This window comes from Bifidobacterium sp. CP2 (genome assembly GCF_018555635.1).
Taxonomy (GTDB): Bacteria; Actinomycetota; Actinomycetes; order Actinomycetales; family Bifidobacteriaceae; genus Bifidobacterium; species Bifidobacterium saguinibicoloris.
Genome location: NZ_JAFEJX010000013.1, coordinates 1 through 19370 on the forward strand (window position 1 = coordinate 1; position 19370 = coordinate 19370).

Here is a 19370-nt window from a genome sequence, read left to right on the forward strand (position 1 = left end):
CACACACCAAAACCAACCCCGAACCGGAAGAACCCCGGCCGGAACAGCTCGGCGTCCGCGAACGAACAACTAACACGCAACCCCCCACCCCCGCAACCCCCCCCCACCACAACACCCCACAAACCCCGGAAACACAACAAACCACCGGCGTGTCGAAAACAGGTCACAACACGTCGTATCCCGTTCCAAGGATACCGCTGCCGACACCACCCACACACAACCGAACATGACGAGCACATGAACAAACGCAAGCCGACAAGGACGCCCGCTACGACACATCGGTGGAGGTATCGGCATGGCTGTCGCAGGTGGAACAGCTGGCGTAGACCGCACCCCATACCTTCGCGGGGATGGCGTGACGACCGTTCCGACTGCACCACCAGACGGCCGGATCGTCGCCGGCGAGCACGCCGGCCGAAACCAGATGGCCGGCGAACGACGCAATCGCCTTCTCGTCCACATCGAGCGCGACGGCGTCAAGCAGCAGACCGCGCGCCTGCGTCGCGTTCGTCACCGCATCGGGACCGTCGTCCGAACGACGGCGTCGCATCCCGCTCCCGAACGGCCATCCTCCACGCACGCGTCGTCCGGCGGCACGCTCCTCCTCCCGACGCTCCTCCCGGTGTTCCTCCCACCGACGCTCCTCGAACCAGCGCACGATGGCACGGGCACGGGCGGCGAGGTCGACGCCGTCACCGGTGTAGGCGCGCAGGAACATGCAGCAGACCATGCCGAGAACGGCGGCGACGCAGGTAATCCGGAACCCCGTCCAGTCGTCGGTGTGCAGCCGTGCGGCCAAAGCCGCGGCGACGAGCCCGATTCCCATGACGACGCCGACGAACCTGCCCGCCACACCGGTGGACACGATCCATCCGGTCGTCCCGGACGCCTCGGAGCTGGCACGTCCCGCGGTCTTCGTCATGCCGGCGCACAGGCGTTCGCCGCGTTTCGCCCATGCGTCCATCATCGTCGGATTCGCGTCGAACCCGCGCACCTGGGCGGGCACATAGAAGGGTTCGGCGACGTTCTGATAGACGCCGTTCTCGAGATGCCGCTCGATGCCGTCGCATCCGCAGATCGCGTTGACGGCGGCCATGGGCAGGCGCGGAGCGTTCGGATCATGGTCGACAGGGCCGTCGTAGTGCAGTCGCCAAGCCCGTCGCGCAACGGAACGCCCGGCACCGTCCGGTTCCGGGAACCCATGTCTGGGGTCGATGATGCGGATCGTGCCGTCGAAGGTGGCCTTCATCAGGGCGGCGGCGAAGAAGCATGACTTCGCCGGGTGTCCGACGAGTCCGGTCAGCAGCCATGGCTCGTCGACGAGGATCGGTTCGTCGCTGTACTTGTCGCGGGACAGGGGACGTGGCGCGAGAAGACGCCGTCGCAGCAGCTTGGCCGCCGCAATGACGAGGAAAACCAGGGAGACCGCCAGCGGAAGCCGCCATGCGAGGTCGACGGCCGTCTCCCTGACGCGGGTGCGGCCGAGGTCGTCGGCGAGCCTGCGGTCGAGCGCGATGCCCGCGGCCATGCGCGTGGCGTCGCCGGAATCACCGTTCGTGCCGGTCGGCTCGGGCATCGACGAATCGGCGATCCAGTCGCGCGGGAACATCGCGTGGAGCGTGCCGGTGCGGCCGCCCGCGAGGGACGTGTCGATCGTGACCGTCGCCTTGCCGGAATCGGAACCACCGCCGGAACCACCGCGTCCGGCAGAGATGGCCGTCGTCGCGCGGTAGTCCTCGGCGACCTGCGCAGAAAGGTTGCGGCCGGACGTCGCCTTCTCCCCGTCGAGCGAGCCGTCGAAGACGAGGACGACATGCATCGTCGGAACCGGCTGATGGTCGAAGGCCCGGCCGTACCGCCAGATGAGCTCGCCGGCGTCGGACCAGGTGAGCGCGTTGTCGTCGAGCGTGTAGCGGACCGTCCACGTGGAGCGGCCGCGCGGCTGCACGCCGTTCACGGAAGCGGTCCGGAAGAGCCCGCTGGTGGAGAACGTGCGCGCGGAGGCGACACCGGAGCCGCCGGAACCGCCGGAGCCGCCGCCATCGTCCGCGCTCGTGTAGGTGATGCCGTGGGTGTCGTCGCGGATCATGTCGACGGTCAGTCCGGTGTCTTCGACGCCGCGTTCCTTCAACTGGTCGGCGGTGGCGGTCGAAAGCGGCAGTGGGATGTCGAAGCCGTCCGTCGTCCGGGGGAAGGCGAGCCGTTCGGTCTGGGTGACGACGAGGTCACCGTTCGTCCTGAGATGCGCGGTGACGTCGATGCGTTCGATGTCGTAGCCGGGGGTCGCGGGGAACAGGTAGTCACGCGCCGTCGCGACGATGATCCACAGCATGACCGCCACGAGCGCGACGCACAGCAGCAGGCCGAGCGCCCCGCCGGCGAGGAGACCGACGCCGGCCTTGTCGATCCGTCCCGCACGTCGCCGCCCGCCGTTCCGTCCCATCGCCCAGACTCCCCCGGCGTCGCCGCCGCGCCATCACGCGCGCCCGTCGCGTCGCGCATGTCCTGATATGCGATTGTACGGCCGAGGCGTGCGACGCGTGGGATGGCACGTACCGAACCGCACGGAACGACGAGGGCTCCCGCCTTCCAGTGGGAAGGCGGGAGCCCTATCGGACGTGGACGCCGGGACGCCCAGGACGGACGGACCGGACGGACCGGCCGACGCCGCGCCGTTACTCCAGTTCCACCGCGCCGGTGTAGAGCTGGTAGTACTCGCCCTTGAGGGCGATGAGCTCGTCATGGTTGCCGCGTTCGATGATGCGGCCGTGGTCGAGGACCATGATTACGTCGGAGTTGCGCACGGTGGACAGGCGGTGCGCGATGACGAACACCGTACGGCCCTTCATCAGCGCGTCCATGCCGGCCTGCACGACCTCTTCGGTGCGCGTGTCGATCGACGAGGTGGCCTCGTCGAGGATGAGCGCCGGGGAGTCGGCGACGGCGGCGCGCGCGATGGAGATGAGCTGGCGCTGGCCCTGGGACAGGCCGGAGCCGTCGCCGGCGAGGACGGTCTGGTAGCCCTGCGGCAGCATGCGGATGAAGCCGTCGGCGTTCACCAGCTTCGCCGCCTCGATGCATTCCTCGTCGGTGGCGTCGAGCCGGCCGTAGCGGATGTTGTCCATCACGGTGCCGGTGAACAGGTTCACGTCCTGCAGCACGATGCCGAGCGAACGGCGCAGGTCGGGCTTCCTGATGTTCTTCACATCGATGCCGTCATAGAGGATCTGGCCTTCCTGGATGTCGTAGAACCGGTTGATGAGATTCGTGACGGTGGTCTTGCCGGCGCCGGTCGCGCCGACGAGCGCCATCTTCTGGCCGGGCTTGGCGAACCAGGTGATGTCGTGCAGGACCGGCTTGTCGGGGTTGTAGCCGAACGTCACGTTGGTGAAGCGTACGTCGCCACGCAGCAGGGTGAGACGCCCGTCGGGCGAGGTGACGGCCTGCTCCTTGGCCTTGAGGGCGACCTCGCGGGCGGTGCCGTGCAGCTTCTCCGCGGCCTTGAGCGAACGCGTGCCGTCGTCGCCCTCCTCGCGCTTCCACGCCCAGTGGCCGGTCTCGTGGTCGACCTCACGCATCGTACGGCCGTCCTCGCCGAGCTCGACGTTGACGAGCGTGACGGTGCCGGAGTCGGATTCGACCGGCTCGTCCATCAGCGCGAAGATGCGGGAGGCGCCGGCGAGCGCCATCATCACCATGTTGAGCTGCATGGACACCTGGCCAAGCGGGTTGATGAACGAGCGGGACAGGGTGAGCAGGGAGATCAGGGTGCCGAGGGTGAGCGTGCCGAAGCCGCCCAGACCGAAGTTGCCGACCCCGGCGAGCGCCATGGCGCCGCCGACGATGGCGAGCAGGATGTAGAGGATGTAACCCATGTTGCCGACGACGGGCATGGTGACGTTGCCCCACGTGTTCGCCTCGGCGGAGGCCTGGAACAGCTCCTCGTTCTTCTCGTCGAAGATCTTCTGGGTGGCGGGCTCGTGGTTGAAGACCTTGATGACCTTCTGGCCGTTGACGGCCTCCTCGACGAACGCGTTGACGTCGCCGATCCAATGCTGCTGCTTGACGAAGTAGCGGCCGGCGCGCCCGACGATCGCCCGGACGATGAAGTAGAGGCCGACGGTGAACACCAGGACGAACGCGGTGATCGGCACGCTCAGCCACAACATGGAGACGATGGCGGCGAGCGCGGAGATCGCGGAGGCGAACATCTGCGGGAACGACTGGCTGATGGCCTGGCGCAGCGTGTCCGTGTCGTTCGTGTAGTGGCTCATGATGTCGCCGTGCTCGTTGGTGTCGAAGTAGCGGATCGGCAGCCACTGCTGGTGGGCGAACATGTCGTCACGGATCTTCTTGAGCACGCCCTGCTCGACGGTGACGATGAGCCACTGCCACAGCCAGCTGGCGACGATGCCGGCCACGTACAGGCAGCCCATGAGCGTGATGGCGCGGATCAGCGGGCCCCAGTCGGGGTCTGCGGCGCCGACCATCGGCAGGATGTACGTGTCGATGAGGGATTGGAGGAAGAGCGCGGATCCAGCCTGCGCGGCGGCGCCGACGAGGATGCACGCGACGATGGCGATGACGCGCCACCGGTACTGCATGATGTAGCCGAAGATGCGCTTGGTGGTGCCGGGTGCGGGCTTGTGCATCTCGGGACGGCGGCCGCCGTCGTTCCGGACGTTCTGCTTGTCGCTCATCGGTTCTCTCCTTCCTGTTCGGCCTGCTGCATGTGCTCGGCGCGCGCCTTCGCCTCGCGTTCGAGTTCGGCCTGTCCGGCGGCGGTGTTGCGGGTCTGGGATTCGTAGATGGACCGGTATTCGTCGCAGGTCTCGAGCAGTTCGTCGTGCGTGCCCTTCGCCATGATGCGGCCGTTGTCCATGACGAGGATCATGTCGGATTCCTGTACGGAGGCGACGCGCTGGGCGATGATGATCTTCGTGGTGTCGGGGATCTCGTGGTGGAACGCCTCGCGGATCAGCTTGTCGGTCTTCGTGTCGACGGCCGAGGTGGAGTCGTCGAGGATGAGGATCTTCGGCTTCTTGAGAAGGGCGCGCGCGATGCACAGGCGCTGACGCTGTCCGCCGGAGACGTTGGTGCCGCCCTGTTCGATGTACGTGTCGTACTTGTCCGGGAACTCCTGGATGAAGCCGTCGGCCTGCGCGAGACGGCATGCGTGGAGGATCTCCTCGTCGGTGGCGTCCGGGTTGCCCCAGCGCAGGTTCTCGGTGATGGTGCCGGAGAACAGCACGTTCTTCTGGAGCACCATGGCGACCTGGTCGCGCAGGGTGACGAGGTCGTAGTCGCGCACATCGCGGCCGCCCACCTTGAGCGAGCCCTGGCTCACGTCGTAGAGGCGCGGCACGAGCTGGACGAGGCTCGACTTGGCGGAACCGGTGCCGCCGACGATGCCGACGGTCGAACCGGACGGGATGGACAGGTCGATGTCATCGAGCACGGGCTTCTCGGAGGATGCGGAGTAGCGGAAGGTGACATGGTCGAATTCGATGGAGCCGTCCGCGACGTCCATGACCGGATGCTCCGGGTCGGTGACGGTGCTCTCCTCCTGCAGCACCTGGCAGATGCGTTCGGCGGAGGCCTGGGAGATGATGAACATAACGAAGATCATGGAGAGCATCATCATGGCCATGAGGATCTGCATCGCGTAGGTGACGAGCGCGGTGAGGTCGCCGGTGGTGAGTCCGAGCGCCGCGTTGTTGCCGGAGGCGACGATCTGCTGCGCGCCCATCCAGGAGATCATGATCATCGAGCCGTAGATGCAGAACATCATGATCGGGCTGTTGAAGCTCATGATGCGCTCGGCCTTGGTGAAGTCCTTGAAGATGCGGCGGGAGATGCGGCCGAACTTGCCGATCTCGTAGGATTCGCGGTCGTAGGACTTGACCACGCGGATGCCCTGCAGGTTCTCGTCGACGACGTTGTTGAGCGCGTCGTACGTGTGGAACACGCGTTCGAACACCGGATGGACGAGCACGGCGAGGCCGCACAGGCCCAGGCCGAGGATCGGCACGCAGGCGAGGAACACGAGCGAGATGGATGGTGAGATGCGGAACGAGAAGATCCACGCGACGATGACCATGATGGGGGCGCGCACGCCCATGCGGACCATCATGCCGTACGCCATCTGCAGGTTCGTCACGTCGGTGGTGAGGCGCGTGATGATCGAGCCGGTGGAGAATCGGTCGATGTTGGTGAAGCTGAACGCCTGCACCTTCTCGAACTGGTCGCGGCGCAGGTTCTTCGCGAAGCCGGCGGCCGCGATGGCCGCGTACTTGCCGGCGAGGAAGCCGCAGGCGAGCGACACCAGCGAGCAGAGCAGCAGGATCAGGCCGAACTTGACGATGGCGTTCATGTTGCCGCCGGTGATGCCCTGGTCGATGAGGGAGGCCATGACGGTGGGGATGACGATCTCCAGGATGGCCTCGATGAACACGAACAGCGGGGCCAGCCAGCTTTCCTTCGTGTATTCGCGCATGGATCCGGCCAGCGTGCGGATGACATGCTTCGGCCGTTCGGGTTCGTTCGCCTCGCGCGATTGCATGATGGCCGCCTCGGTGGCGGTCAGGTCGTCCGCGTCGCGTGCCGCGGCGGCGGTCGTGTTGTCGCTCACTTGGTCTCCTCCTTCTTGGTCATGTGGTTCAGGTCTTTCACGTCCGGCACGTCGATGCCGGTCAGGTCGACGTCATCGACGTCGACCCCTTCGTCCCGCCGCTCCTCGAACTCGCGCTGCGCGGCGTCGACGTTCGCGCGCATACGCGCGACGTAGTCCATGAGCGCGGCGCGTTCCTCGTCGGTGAATCCCTCCACCAGCTTGCGCTCCATCCGTTCGCCGTTCGCCGTGAGACAGGCGACGATGGAGTCGGCCTTGGCGGTGAGTACGATCTTCTTGAGCCGTGCGTCGTGCGCCACCGATTCGCGGGCGATGAGGCCCTTCTTCTCCATCAGCGCAAGCACGCGGGATGCGGTCGAGCGTGTGATGCAGAACTTGCGTTCGATGGTGTGCTGGTAGATGTCCTCGTCACGGTTGCGCGCGAGGAACATGATGATGCGGGCGTTGCCGCCGGTGGCGATGCGCGCCGATTCGGGCATCGTCTCGCCGAGGTGGCGGTTGATGGCCTTGACCAGCGCCCTCAGGTCGAAGCTGAGGATGCGACTGTCCATGACTCCCCCACTTCACTGGTATGGTCGCGGGCACGTCCGTCCGTGACGTCCGACGCCCGCCGTTTTGTTGCATATGCAACCTTATGTGCGATAGAGCATCGTAATACGCCCCATATACAACAGTTGCACATGCAACAATCCACGTGTCGCGGCGGAGGGGTGGGGAAATGTCATGTCGACTCCCGACTCTTCGCATGTTGGCGGCAGCGGACCACACGGTTCCGCCACGCCAGGCACTCCGGGCCGTGCATTCGATGCGGTTTCTCGCGTCGCGCTCTTCACGAGCCGGGATGAATGGTACGCAATGCATGATTGCGGCGGCAGACCGCTGCATACCAATAATCCGGGGTACACGACATGACTCCCGGTGCTTTCCCCGTCATGTACCAATCGCGCTATGAGGACATATCACGCTGTTTTTCTCAGGAACGTTGGAATTCCGGGCTTCCTGTGGAATCCGCGAATGGTACGCAAGCGAATCGGGAACGGTTCGGACCTCGTGTACCACAGAGCACTGGTACGCAACCGCCCGGTCTGCCGCTGCGGCATTGTGTACCACCGATTTCTGGCACGCAATCGCATTCCAAGCCTTTCCCGCATTGAAGCCCAATGGCATCAACCAGCAAGAACGAGGAACGACGTCCCCGCCCAAAGACGGATGTTGCACCTGCAAAGTGAATTCTGCTTCGGGGTGCCACCACCCGACTATCACGTACAATATCTCTCGAAGAGAGACTCATCACGATAACGGCGTATGCGCCCTGAACGTGATGTGAAGCACCGATCTGATGCGACATGCAAGGAGGCAACCAGTATGGCGGAAGACGACCAGAAGCCGAAGCAGGAAGAGCAGCCAACGATTGTTCAGGAGCAACAGCCGGAGACGGCGCGACCTGTGCCTGCACAACCCACGACACAACCCCAACCTCAGCAGGTATGGCCCGGTCCGATGTACGCGCAGAACCCGACGGGATTGCCCAATCCGGCTCCGTTCCAAGCCCCGCAGGGCAATTCTCCCGTGAAAGTCAAGAAGACCGTAGCCATAAGCCGCGTGGCTTTCATCCTGCTCATCGTCGGCATAGTGCTGGCTTTGATCATCGGATGGTTCACCGGAGTGGTGATGAGCAGCGACTCGATCGCCGCCGCGCAACAACAGGCTGCCGCCAGCGAAGCGGATCGCAAGAAGATAGCAAAGGCGTATGATCAGCTGATCACCCAGATGGAGAAGGAGTCTCAACAGCAGCAACAGGAGCAGCAGAATGAAGCCAACAAGAAGTCGTTGAAGGTCACTGGCGGACGATGGGCCGGCGCCGCGGATTCTGGTAGCGGCTACCGGCATGCATATGTCACGATTCGCAATGACGGCGACAAGGCAATCGGCGACGTGATTGTGACCGCCTCGAAGCTGGACGCCGGCGGACGTATCACCGGCGAGACCAACGGATTCATCCAGTCGGCGATACAACCCGGTCAGTCGGCGGACGTCGAAATCCTGATCGAACCGGGCAATGACAACATTGTCGCCATCCAGCCGACCACCATCGCCATCAACGATCCCAACGGATATGTGTCCTATCAGGTCGACGCCGAAAAGATTCCAGTGACCGACTGAGCATTGCAGCCGGGACGTTGGATTAGTTCGGATCATCACGGCGGCAGTCGACTCACAACAAACGCATCTTCTCCATTGTGTGGATGAGATAGTCATCCTTCTGGTTCTGGCTGCCTCATCCACACAGTGGTTTTGGAAGGCAGCGGCGACAAGACCCAGTCATACCCCGAGTTCAATCTGCAACCCCGCCAAGAGTGTTGTGCATCCATTGGGAACTCAAAGACGTGACTTGGGCTCACCAACGATCCGCCCGCCTACGCCACGGTGAAGGTGACGCGCTTGAGGTCATCGCGACGTGACGAGTGGCCGATGAGGAGCTCGAATTCGCCGGGTTCGACGACACGGCGGGCGTCGGCGTCGACGATGGTGCAATCGGCGACCGGGATGTCGAACGTGACGGTCGCAGTCTCGCCTGGCTCGAGCGTGACGCGGCGGAACGCCTTGAGTTCGCGGTCGGTCCAGCTGACCGAGGTGACGAGGTCGCCGACGTACGCCTGTACGACCTCCGTGCCGGCGCGTCCGCCCGTGTTGGTCAGCGTGACCTCGGCGTGCACGACGTCGCCCTGCGCGAACGTGCCGTCGGCGTGCGAGGCACCACCGGTAACGACCGGCTCGCCGTACGCGAACGTCGTGTAGCCCTCGCCCTCGCCGAACGCGAACGCGGGATCCTGCGTGAGGTCGGCGTAGCGGTTGCCATGCTGCCCGCGAATCTGGTTGTAGTAGACCGGCAGCTGCCCCGCGTGGCGCGGAAAGGTGATCGGCAGCCTGCCGGACGGATTCACTTCGCCGAGAATGATTTCGGCGACGGCCCGGCCGCCCTCCATGCCCGGGCTCGGGGCCCACAGGATGGAGCCGACGCCGGCGGCGGGATCGTTGCAGCGGCCGGCGAGCACGCCGGAATCGCCCACGATGGACGAGGGAAGCACCTGCGGCTTAGAGCTCATGAGCACGGTGACCATCGGCGCGCCGGTCTCACGGGAGACGGCGGCGAGCGCGTCGAGCAGCGCGTTCTGCCCGCCGAGCAGGTCGAGCGTGGCGGTGGAGCAGGTCTCGCCGACCAGCTGCACCACGTCGCCGACGACGGCGACGATGAGATCGGATTGGCGTGCGACGTCGACGGCCTCGTCGAGCAGCGCCCGGTCGAGGGGCGCGCCCACGGCGATCTTCGGACGGGGCTGTCCATCCGGGTAGGTGTCGCCGTCCGGGTCGGGTACAAGGTCGATGACGTTCGCGCCGCGGGCGTAGGCGACCTCGCAGTCGTCGCCGGCGAGCGCGCGGAAGCCGTCGAGCACGGTGGCAATCATGTTGCGCGGCTGGCCGCCGGGCATCCAGTCGATCTGGCCGGAATCGCCGGCCCAGTCGCCGAGCTGGTTCTGGGCGTCGTCGGCGAGCGGGCCGACGACGGCGATGCATTTGCGTGCGGCCGCCCTTCCGCTGTCGTCGTTCGACGTCGGATGGACGTCGAACGGCAGGCGACCGTCGTTGCGCAGTAGGACGACGGATTCGCGGGCGAGCTCGAGGTTGATGCGGCGATGCGCTTCGGAACCGATGACCGCCTTGATGCGCTTCTCGTCGGGCAGACGCGGGTTCTCGAACAGTCCGAGCCGGAATTTCAGGGCGAGGATGCGCGAGACGGCCGCGTCGATGAGCGATTCGTCGAGAAGCCCGGTTCTCACGGCCTCGATGGCGCCCTCATAGAACTGCGGGGTGGACATGATGAGGTCGTTGCCGGCCTTGACCGCGTCGGCGGCGGCATGCATGTAGTCGGGCTTGACGTGCTGTTCCCACACGGAGCGGCCGACGTTGTCCCAGTCGGTGATGAGCGTGCCGTGGTACTGCCATGCGCCGCGCAGCTTGTCGGTGAGCAGCCACCGGTTGAACGTGACCGGCACGCCTTCAATGGACTCGTAGCCGAGCATGAACGTGCCGCAGCCCTCCTTGGCGACACGTTCGAACGGCGGCAGGAACCAGGATTCGAGCTTGCGGTGGCTCAGGTCGGCTTCGGAGGCATCGCGTCCGCCTTGGGTTTCGGAGTATCCGGCGAAATGCTTGGCGCAGGCGAGAATCGCGTCCTCCGGCAGCGGTTCGCCGGCCTTGGCACCGCCCTGATACCCCTTGACCATGGCGGAGGCGAGTTCGCCGATGAGGGTCGGGTCCTCGCCGAAGGTCTCGTCCACACGTCCCCAGCGGGTGTCGCGGGCGATGCACAGCACCGGGGAGAACGTCCAATGCACGCCGGTGCAGGACACCTCCTCGGCGGTGGCGCGGGCGGCGGCCTCGACGGCCTTCGCGTTCCAGCTGGCGGCCATGCCGAGCTGGGAGGGGAAGATGGTGGCGCCGGGCCAGAACGAGTAGCCGTGGATGCAGTCGTCGCCGATGACCAGCGGGATGTGCAGGCGGGTTCTGGTGTCGACGATTGCGACGGCGCGGGGCAGGTCCTCCGGACTGGTGTGCAGGATGGAGCCGACGTGATGGTTCACGATGAGGTCCTCGAGGTCGCCGCCTCGGGCTTCAAGCTGCATCATCTGTCCGACCTTCTCCTCGAGCGTCATGCGGCCGAGCAGGTCGGCGATGCGTTCGGAGACGGGCAGGTCGGGGTTCTCGTAGGGCAGGGCGCCCGTCGGGGCGTTCGTGGTCACGGTCATCGTGTCGTCTTCCTTCCTTGGACGCGTCGGCGGGTCCACCGCCCATTATCGCCCACGCGTCGCGTCGGACGCGCGCAATCGGCGACGAGGGCATCACCGTCGTCAACGCCAAGGACTGGCTGCTCCGCGGCGAATGACGATGGCCCCGCGACGTTCAGTGGAGACGTCGCGGGGCCATCGCAACCAGAAGAATCAGCGCTGGAACACCTCGGGGTGCTTCGGATCGCCGGGGATGTCGTCGAGCAGACCCTCGAGGCCGAGGAACTCGCGCCAGAAGTCGAGCGGCTGGCCGTACGGGTTGGATTCGCGGCCATGGGCCTGGATGTTGGCCTTGGCCTCGAACACATCCTCCTCGGTGAGCCCGTCGAAGTAGCTTTCGAGACGGATGCGGTTGGACGGCACGTAGTACAGCGAGTTGATGATCTCCGTCAGGCGCTCGGCGCGTTCGATCGGCAGCGAGTCCCAATGGCGGAATTCGATGAAGTTCTTGAGGCGCACATCGTTGAAGTGCGTGGAGATGATGTGGTTGATCTCGTACTTGTTGAGCTCGCGGTCCGGGTACACGTCGCCCGCGTTCTCGCGGAACGCCGCACGATGCAGCTCCTTGCGGCTCACGCCGGAGGCGACCGCTTCGGGCGTGTGCGTGAGGTCGGCGAACATGAGCGGCGTGGACAGCACGTCGACGGCGTAGTCCTCCCAGCCGAAGCGCTGGTCGTAGAGTCCCGGGATCACGTTCGTGCGCTGGAAGTCGAGGTAGTCCCACATGCGCTGGCGCAGCAGCGGATACGGGTTGACCCGTCCCTCGAAGTACGGGGTGTTGCGGAAGAACCATGCGAGGATCGGGCCGATGGCGGTGCCGACGCGCATCTTGTCGATCGCGTCCTTCTCGTCGACGAAGTCGATGCTCACCTGCGTGGAGGCGGAGCAGCGCATCATGCACGGGCCGAACTGTCCGACGCGGCCCAGGTAGTCGGTCATCGCATCGTAGCGGTCCTTGGGGTTGACCGGCACGTCCACGTAGCTGGACTTGGGCTGGTAGCCGTAGTTGACGAGGCGGAATCCGAGTTCCTCGAGAATGGGGTCGGCCTCGCGGCGGAACTGGCCGTACAGCTGGTTGAGATCCTCAGGCTTGTGCAGGATGCCGATGGACGTCTCGATCTGGCCGCCCGGTTCGAGAGAGACGGCGACGCCCTCGCGGGCGAGACCCACGAGATGCCCGTTCTCCCAGTATTCCTTCTCGGAATCATAGAAGGGCGCGATGCGCTTGAGGAACGTCTCGATGCCGTTCGGCTCGTAGTAGCTCACGGCGGTGTCATCGGCGTTGTGCACGGGCAGGTGCTCGATCTCGACGCCGAAGCCGCCGGTGCCGCGCTTGGAGCGTCCGGCCTCGAAGAACTTCAGGAGGCTTTCGACATGCTTCGGGTTCGGCTTGGCGAGCAAATGCGCATAGCTGATTCTGGGAGTGACCATAACCGGTATGGTATGCGAGCCGGCCTACACGGCCCGCCGAACGCCCGTCAATCGGCTATATCTTTTTCCGATAGCGGGTGCGCGGAGTCTCTTCCGGTTCCCGATTCCGCGGGACGAAGGATCGGGAACCGATGGAAATCCCGAGGTCAGGTCACCAGATTGAAGAACACCCCGACCATGGCGAGCACAGCCCAGCCGCCGAACACCAGCAGCATCACCAATCCCTTGCGGACGTGCCACAGCGCGATCCCCTGCAGCATGGCGGCGATGGCGTCGGCGCGCGGCGAACCGGTCGTCTCCATCCTCATGCCCTCGGTGACGTGCACTCCGGGCGTGCCCAGGCTTTTCCTCACCATCGCGTGGGTGTCTTCCGGCATCGCGGTGAAATCCAGTCCGGAATCGTCCTCGCCGGTGATGTTCCGGCGTTCGTGCTTTCCGTGGCGCTTCCGACCGCCGTCACCACCGTTCCCGTCGTTCCCGCCACCGTCGCCCGATCCGCCATCGTTTCCGTCGCCGCCAGCGGATTCCGGCTTCCCCGGCGTCCCGCCGCGGGTCCGGATGTCCTCCATGATGGGATCCAGTCCGATGTTCGTCGCAGGGACCTCCAAGGCGCCGACGAGCAGCAGCGAGCACGCCAACGCGCCCCAGAACGCCTCGCCGCCCAACGCCAACGGATTGGTCACCGCACGGAGCGCGTAGAAGCGGTCGATGCCGAACATGTAGTCCGCGAACTCCGATTCGCCCATCCCCTTCTTGAGGCGGGCCCTTTCGTACGCCCCTTCGCCGTAATGGCTCTCATACGCGGCGATCTGCCGGTCGACGGTCATGACGCTCTGCAATTGGTCCAGATCGGACCAACTGATATGCGAGGCGCCCACAGCCATGCCGATCGGCAAGGACAGCACGACGCACAGCACCAGTCCCGCATAGGGCATGCGGTGTGCACGGCGCACCTGCCTGGCGAACACCGCATCGTCCTCCAGATCGGCGTTCAGGACGGCGTATGACATCCGCTGCATGAAGAAGGTGTATACGGCGCAGGCGAAGGCCGCGATGGCGGACAGACCGGCGTCGAATTTCAACGCGAACACCAGAACGGCCATGACGGCGGCGAACATCAGGCACGCGACGACGAATGCGTGGCGACTGGGATGGCCGGAGGTTCCGTTCCCTGCTGTCATGACGGGTCCTTCCCAGAACGTCAGTCGGCGGTCACGAAGCCCTGCGGCTCGCCCTTGTCGGCGAACTTGGCCTTGTGGGCCTTCTTCGCGGCGGCGATCATGAGCTTGATGCGGTTCAGCTGGTTGGCCTCGGAGGCGCCCGGATCGTAGTCGATGGAGACGATGTTGGCCTCCGGGTGCAGGCGGCGGATCTTGCCGAACATGCCGCGGCCGGTCACATGGTTGGGCAGGCAGGCGAACGGCTGCGCGCACACCACGTTCGGGCATCCCTGCTCGATGAGCTCGAGGATCTCGGCGGTGAGCAGCCAGCCCTCGCCGGCCTGCACGCCGATCGACGTGACCTCGGCGGCCTTCTGGACGAGTTCGGGCATCGGATCGTCCTGCTTGAACTTGCCGTGGGCGGTCGCGATGGCGGCCTTGATCGGCGCGTTGTAGCGGTCGAGGCCCCAGCGCATGAGCGCGTACAGGGTCTGGTTGCCGCCCATGCCGAGGTTCTTCTCGTTCCAGTCGGTGATGTACGGGCGGGTGGTCATGAACTCCATGATGCCGGGCACCACGGCCTCGCAGTCCTGCGATTCGATGACGTCGACGACGTGGTTGTTCGCGTCCGGCTGATACTTGACGAGGATCTCGCCGACGACGCCGACACGCACCTTGCGGGGCACGTCCTTCAGCGGCAAGGCGTCGAAGCTCTTGACAATCTCCTTGGCGAGGACCGGATACGGCAGGTAGCCCTTCCTGAGCCACGGGGTCTTCGCCGCGGTCTTCGAGAAGCCGTGGTGCTCGATGGTCTCGCGCACGATGACGTCCCACTGCTCGTACAGCTTGTTCGCCGCCCCCTGCTCCACCTCGTATGGGCGCACCCGGTAGAGGCACTTCATGAGTAGGTCGCCGAGGATCAGCGCCTTGACGGCGCGGTGAAGCATCGGCACGGTGGCCTTGAAGCCGGGGTTGTCCTCGAGTCCCTGCGTGGAGATCGCGATGACCGGGATCTGCGGGTAGCCGGCGTCCACCAGGGCCTTGCGGATGAGGCCGAAGTAGTTGGTGGCGCGGCACATGCCGCCGGTCTGGGTGATGGCGAGCGCGACGTGGTCCGGATCGTATTTGCCTTCGAGGATCGCGTCGATGAGCTGTCCGATGACCATGATGGCCGGATAGCAGGCGTCGTTGTTGACGTATTTGAGGCCGGTCTCCACGTCCGTGCGGGAGGCGTGCTTCAACACGTCGAACTTGTAGCCGCCGGAACGGATGACCGCCTCGACCAGCGACAGGTGGATCGGGCTCATCTGCGGGGCGACGATCGTGTAGTCCTTCTTCATGTCCTTGACGAACTTGCGGCGCTTCGCGTAGCGGGACATGGTGGCGTTGTTGTGGCCGGACTTGCCCTTCGCCTTGCCCTTGCCGGTCACGTCTCCGGTGGTGCCGTCGCCGAGTGCGCCGAGGCGCGCGTCCTCGATGTCGCGTTCGGCGGCGCGCTTGGACGCCGCACGCATCCGTTCGGTGAGCTTCGGGTTGGCGGCCATCGTGGTATCGAGCAGGATCTGACGGCCCGGGGTCGGCGCCTTGGAACCGGTTTTGCGGAAGCCGGTGGACTTCGGCGCGTTCGACGGGACGTCGGACGTGTCGGAGATGGCGGACGATTCCGCCTTGACCTTGGCTTCGGCCGCGTCGACGGCGGCCTGCGCCTCGGCGAGCGCGGTCTTCGCGGCGGCGAGGTCGGCTTCGGCCTGTTCCTGCGCCTTGCGTCGGGTCTCGAGCTCCCGTTCGACTTCGGCGGAGTTCGCGGCGATCGTCTTGTCGTCGACGAGCGGACGGTCATGCTTGTCGACGGCGCCGGCTGCCGCCGCGGCCTTCGCGGCGCGGGCCTTGTTGGCCTCGCGCTCCTCGACGGCGGCCTTGAGCGAACGCAGACGGATCTTCGCGGCGCCCAGGTTCGAGACCTCGTCGATCTTGAGCAGCGTGTACACGTCGGCCTTGTCGGCGAGGATCTCGGCGACCTGGTCGGTGGTGATCGCGTCGAGGCCGCAGCCGAACGAGTTGAGCTGGACGAGTTCGAGCCCCGGATAGGAGGCGACGAAGTGGGCCGCCGCGTACAGGCGGGAATGGTAGGCCCACTGGTTGGTGACGCGCAGCGGCATGCGCGCTACGGTGAGCTTGCGGTCGCCGACGTGGCGGAAGCCGTTCGCGTTCTTCTTCCTCGGATCCTCCTCGCCCTTCGAGAGGAATTCGGTGAGGTTGAGCTTCTCCTCCGGCTGCAGCTCGCAGATCGAATCCTCGGAGAGCACGACCATGCCGAGCGAGCAGATGGTCTCGGGGATGCCGTGGTTGATCTCCGGGTCGATGTGGTAGGGGCGGCCGGCGAGCACGATGCCGCGGCAGTCGTGTTCCTTCATGTAGGCGAGGGCCTTGAGGCCTTCCTCCTGCACGTCGTGCTTGAAGACCTTATCCTCGGCGTAGGCGGCCTTGACGGCGGTCTCCGCCTCCTCGCGCGTGACGTTCGCCCACGCGAACTCCTCGACGATGCGGTCGACCATGAGCTCATGGTTGGCGAGGTTGAAGTACGGATGCATGTAGCGCACGCCCTCGTCGCGCAGTTCGGGCATGTTCGCGCCGACGACGAGCGGATAGTTCGCCACGACCGGGCAGTTGTAGTGGTTGTCCGTGTTGGGCACGAGGTTGTCCTCGTAGCTCACGCACGGGTAGAAGATCGTCTTGACGCCCTTGTTGAGCAGCCACTTGATGTGGCCGTGCACGAGCTTGGCCGGATAGCAGATGTTCTCGGAGGCGATCGATTCGATGCCGGTCTCGAACAGCTCATGGGAGCTGCGGCCGGAGATCATCACCTTGAAGCCCAGGGACGTGAGGAGCGTGAACCAGAACGGATAGTTCTCGTACATGTTCAACGCCCTCGGGATGCCGATCTCGCCGCGAGTGGCCTTCTTGTCCGTGAGACGGCGGTACGCGAAGCAGCGCTTGTACTTGTAGTCGTACAGGTTCGGTCGGTCGGAGCGTTTCTTCTTCGCGTCGCCGCCGCGTTCGCAGCGGTTGCCGGTGACGAAGCGGGAGCCGTCGGAGAACGTGGTGATGGTGAGCTTGCAGTGGTTCTGACACAGCTTGCACACGTCGCGTTCGGTGGTCATCGACATGTGGTCGAGGGCTTCGCCGGTATGGATGGACGAGGCGGTGTGATGGACGCCGTCGATGACGACCTCGCCTTCGTGCGCGTCCGCGTTGGGGGTGTCACCTGCGGCGGATTCCTCGGCGGCGGCCGCGTCGACGGCCGTTCCGTCCACGCCGACGTGCTCGTGGTCGTCGTCGGCGACGTCCTCGTAGTGCATGCGTGCGGTGAGGGCCGCGCCGTACGCGCCCATGAGGCCTGCGATGTTCGGACGTGTCACCTCGCGTTCGGTGAGGAGTTCGAACGCGCGCAGCACGGCGTCGTTGAGGAAGGTGCCGCCCTGCACGACGACGGTGTCGCCGAGCTCGCCGGAGTCACGCAGTTTGATGACCTTGTACAGGGCGTTGCGCACGACGGAATAGCACAGGCCGGCGGCGATGTCCTCGATGGAGGCTCCCTCCTTCTGGGCCTGCTTGACCGACGAGTTCATGAACACGGTGCAACGGGAGCCGAGGTCCACCGGATGCGTGGAGGCGAGCGCCTTCTGCGTGAACTCCTGGATGGTGAGTCCCATCGACATCGCGAAGGTCTGGAGGAACGAACCGCAGCCGGACGAGCAGGCCTCGTTGACGGCGATCGAGTCGATGACGCCGTCGGTGATGGCGAGGTATTTCATGTCCTGTCCGCCGATGTCGATGACGGCGGTGACGCCGGGGCTGACCATTTCGGCGCCGCGATAGTGGGCCATCGTCTCGACGACGCCCTCGTCGAGGTGCAGACCGGTGGTGATGAGTCCCTCGCCGTAGCCGGTGGCGCACGAACGAGCGATCCACGCGCCTTCGGGCAGTTCGGTCTGGATCTTCTTGACGATGTTGATGGCGGCGGTCAGCGGGCTGCCCTCGTTGTTCGCGTAGGAGGACCAGACAATCTCGCGGTCGTCGTTGACGAGCGTGGCCTTGATGGTGGTGGAGCCCGCGTCGATGCCGAGGAAGTGCGGTCCGTGCGCGCCTTCGAGCGTGCCGATGTGCACGTGTTCACGATGGTGGCGCTTGTCGAACGCCTCGCGGTCGGCCTCGGTCGGGAACAGCGGCGGCATGGTCGGGGTGTTGGAGGGCAGGTTCTTGAGCTCGTCCAGACGTTTGAGGATGTCCTCGCAGGTGCGGGCCTCGAAGTGGTGGCCTTCGTCGTCGGAGTCGATCTCCGCCTGCAGGGCCGCGCCATATGCGACGTACAGGTGGGCGTCGGTCGGCACGATGAACTCGTCGACCTTGCCGTCGAGCGCGCGTTGGAACGCGGCGCGAAGCTCGCTCATGAAGAACAGCGGGCCGCCGAGGAAAATCACGGTGCCGTGGATCGGGCGTCCGGAGGCGAGACCGGCGATGGTCTGCGTGGCGACGGCGGTGAAGATGGAGGCGGCGAGGTCCGGCTTGGCTGCGCCGTCGTTGATGAGCGGCTGCAGGTCGGTCTTGGCGAACACGCCGCAGCGGGAGGCGATCGGGTACAGGTTCTCGTAGCTTTTCGCCATCTCGTTGAGGCCAGCCGCGTCGGTGTCGAGCAGGGTGGCCATCTGATCGATGAACGCGCCGGTACCGCCGGCGCACGAGCCGTTCATGCGCTGTTCCGGCGTGGGCTTCAGGTACGTGATCTTGGCGTCCTCGCCGCCGAGCTCGATGATGACGTCGGCCTGTGGGTACTCCTTGTCGATGGCCTCGGTCTCGGCGATGACCTCCTGGACGAACGGCACATGCATGCTGTCCGCGAGCGCGAGACCGCCGGAACCGGTGATGGCGAGACGGATCGGCTCGTCGCCGCGGCCGCGGTTCTCCAGCTCCTTGCGGATGTCGACGAGGAGACCGGCGACGGTGGCGCGCACGTTGGCGTGATGGCGGCGATAGTCGGAAAACAGGGTCCCGGACAGGGAGTCGGACTGGTCGAGCACGACCGCCTTGACGGTGGTGGAGCCGATGTCCAAACCCACGCGCAACGGCTTCGTATCGTGGTTCGACGCCACGGTATGCGCTTCGTTCACCATGCAAAACCTCTTCAACCGATTTCCGGGACGCGTCTTGCGAGTCGCGCGCAAATCGCGTATGCCCGGCTGCTCAAAACCCATACTGTAGTCCAGAGCCCTGCCCAAGAGGGGTGGGTCACGCGGGGGCCGG

At 65.4% G+C, this 19370-nt stretch carries 9 protein-coding genes; 1 reads left to right on the forward strand and 8 read right to left on the reverse strand.

Annotation, left to right across the window (positions count from 1 at the left end; translation table 11 throughout):
- Positions 1–268 precede the first annotated feature (268 nt).
- From JS531_RS09360 to JS531_RS09375, 4 genes are all read right to left on the reverse strand, one after another.
- Entirely contained in the window at positions 269–2443 is a 2175-nt protein-coding gene (locus JS531_RS09360; RefSeq protein ID WP_214315422.1) for a DUF2207 domain-containing protein, read from the reverse strand.
- A gap of 232 nt (positions 2444–2675) precedes the next feature.
- Positions 2676–4700: an ABC transporter ATP-binding protein gene (locus tag JS531_RS09365; RefSeq protein ID WP_214315424.1), complete on the reverse strand. Its 2025-nt coding sequence runs from the start codon at positions 4698–4700 to the stop codon at positions 2676–2678.
- On the reverse strand, positions 4697–6586 hold the full coding sequence (locus JS531_RS09370) for an ABC transporter ATP-binding protein (protein ID WP_214315481.1): 1890 nt from the start codon (positions 6584–6586) through the stop codon (positions 4697–4699). The genes JS531_RS09365 and JS531_RS09370 overlap by 4 nt, the downstream gene beginning before the upstream one ends.
- A 41-nt stretch (positions 6587–6627) precedes the next feature.
- The gene (locus JS531_RS09375; protein WP_214315426.1) at positions 6628–7182 is read right to left on the reverse strand and encodes a MarR family transcriptional regulator; all 555 of its coding nucleotides are present in this window, start codon (positions 7180–7182) and stop codon (positions 6628–6630) included.
- 814 nt (positions 7183–7996) lie between these two features.
- On the opposite strand from JS531_RS09375, the gene JS531_RS09380 reads away from it, so the two are divergent.
- Entirely contained in the window at positions 7997–8794 is a 798-nt protein-coding gene (locus JS531_RS09380; RefSeq protein WP_214315427.1) for a hypothetical protein, read from the forward strand.
- A 254-nt stretch (positions 8795–9048) separates the two neighbouring features.
- Here the strand turns inward: JS531_RS09380 and JS531_RS09385 are convergent, their stop codons facing one another.
- The 4 genes from JS531_RS09385 to JS531_RS09400 form a co-directional block, all read right to left on the reverse strand.
- Complete coding sequence (locus JS531_RS09385) at positions 9049–11439, reverse strand: glycoside hydrolase family 3 N-terminal domain-containing protein (protein WP_214315428.1); 2391 nt, start codon at positions 11437–11439, stop codon at positions 9049–9051.
- A gap of 192 nt (positions 11440–11631) precedes the next feature.
- Positions 11632–12909: a glutamate-cysteine ligase family protein gene (locus JS531_RS09390; protein ID WP_214315429.1), complete on the reverse strand. Its 1278-nt coding sequence runs from the start codon at positions 12907–12909 to the stop codon at positions 11632–11634.
- A gap of 146 nt (positions 12910–13055) precedes the next feature.
- Positions 13056–14090 (reverse strand): hypothetical protein, encoded by a 1035-nt coding sequence (locus tag JS531_RS09395; RefSeq protein ID WP_214315431.1) that lies wholly within the window; start codon positions 14088–14090, stop codon positions 13056–13058.
- A gap of 20 nt (positions 14091–14110) precedes the next feature.
- On the reverse strand, positions 14111–19240 hold the full coding sequence (locus JS531_RS09400; protein WP_214315433.1) for an acyl-CoA dehydratase activase-related protein: 5130 nt from the start codon (positions 19238–19240) through the stop codon (positions 14111–14113).
- Positions 19241–19370: the final 130 nt, after the last annotated feature.